The sequence below is a fragment of the Streptomyces sp. AC550_RSS872 genome, from assembly GCF_019049285.1.
Taxonomy (GTDB): Bacteria; Actinomycetota; Actinomycetes; order Streptomycetales; family Streptomycetaceae; genus Streptomyces.
In genome coordinates this window covers 1-1,657 of the sequence record NZ_JAGMUL010000192.1, presented here as the reverse complement: position 1 = coordinate 1,657, position 1,657 = coordinate 1, and the positions used below count along the sequence as shown (strand labels likewise).

Here is a 1,657-nt window from a genome sequence, read left to right as displayed (position 1 = left end):
CACCCCGAACGTCCCACACCCACCCACCGGGACGGCACATCCCCGCAGGTCAGCAGCTATCCCGCAGCTCGGGCGTCCCGAATTCGCGGCCCATGGTGGCGGCCGGGACGGATGATCACGCAGGCTGGGGCCCGACACCGACCCCCACACTTGGAGAGGGCCGCACCATGTCCGCGTCCGCACACCCCCCTCGCCCCCGCGCCCGGTTGCTAGGGCGTGTCGCCCTGACCGCCACGCTGGTGGCGGTCGCCGCGCTGACGCTCACCGCGTGCGAGGACGGCCAGGGCCTGCGCGACGAGGGCCCGTCGACCCCGACGAGCCCCACGGCCACGACCCCCACGACACCGTCGCCGTCCGACGGAAGGTGACAGGTGCCGTACGCCTCGTACGCCTCGCATGCCCCGCTCGCCGGCCGCCCGCCGCCCCATATACCTAGCCGTCAGCCGCGGCCGAGCTTCTGCGCCGCCTCCGTCGCCCAGTAGGTGAGGATGTTGCGCGCACCGGCCCGCTTGATGCCGGTCAGCGCCTCGAAGATCGCCCGGTCCCGGTCGATCCAGCCCTTCTCGGCGGCGGCCTCGATCATCGAGTACTCGCCGGAGATCTGGTAGGCGGCGACCGGCACGTCCACCGTGTCGGCGACCCGCGCCAGGATGTCGAGGTAGGGCCCGGCCGGCTTGACCATCACCATGTCGGCGCCCTCCTCCAGATCGAGGGCGAGTTCGCGCAGCGACTCCCGGACATTCGCGGGATCCTGCTGATACGTCTTGCGGTCCCCCTGCAACGACGAGGCGACAGCCTCCCGGAAGGGCCCGTAGAAGGCGGAGGCGTACTTGGCGGTGTAGGCGAGGATGGCGACGTCCTCCCGCCCGATCTGATCAAGAGCATCCCGGACGACCCCGATCTGCCCGTCCATCATCCCGCTGGGCCCGACCACATGGGCCCCGGCGTCGGCCTGGACCTGCGCCATCTCGGCGTACCGCTCAAGGGTGGCGTCGTTGTCGACGCGCCCTTCGGCGTCCAGCACCCCGCAGTGCCCGTGATCGGTGGTCTCGTCGAGGCACAGGTCGGACATGACGAGCAGCTCGTCCCCCACCTCGGCCCGCACATCCCGGATGGCGACCTGGAGAATCCCCTCCGGATCCGTACCAGGCGTCCCGAGGCCGTCCTTCTTGGCTTCCTCCGGCACCCCGAAGAGCATGATCCCGGAGATCCCGGCCGCCACCGCCTCCGCGGCGGCCTTCTTCAGACTGTCCCGCGTGTGCTGGACGACCCCCGGCATGGCGGCGATCGGCACCGGCTCGCTGACGCCCTCGCGCACGAAGGCCGGGAGGATGAAGTCGGCGGGGTGCAGCCTGGTCTCGGCGACCATGCGCCGCATGGCGGGGGTGGTCCGCAGACGCCGCGGCCGCGTACCGGGGAAGGATCCGTACGTCGTCATGCCACCTACGCTACGCCCGCCCCGGCAGCACCTTTGCCGACGTGCCGTCGGCACGAAATCCCGGCCCGTCGGCCCGCATGCGCCGCCCGCCCCCGGGGTGCGAGGACAAGTCGACCTACGACCCGGCAATCCTGCTCCGCTTCGGCCACACGATCAGCCCCGGACACCACCCAGGCACCCTCACCCCTCCCTGGCCAGCCCACCCTCAGGGTCTCCGCC

General features: G+C 71.8%; 2 protein-coding genes. One reads left to right on the top strand and one right to left on the bottom strand.

The window, feature by feature from the left end; all coding sequences use genetic code 11:
- Positions 1–167: 167 nt before the first annotated feature.
- On the top strand, positions 168–368 hold the full coding sequence (locus tag KUM44_RS39885; protein ID WP_217214662.1) for a hypothetical protein: 201 nt from the start codon (positions 168–170) through the stop codon (positions 366–368).
- A gap of 71 nt (positions 369–439) precedes the next feature.
- Here the strand turns inward: KUM44_RS39885 and hemB are convergent, their stop codons facing one another.
- Positions 440–1,438, bottom strand: coding sequence for a porphobilinogen synthase (hemB, locus tag KUM44_RS39880; protein ID WP_217214661.1), 999 nt, complete (start codon positions 1,436–1,438; stop codon positions 440–442).
- Between the last annotated feature and the right edge of the window lie 219 nt (positions 1,439–1,657).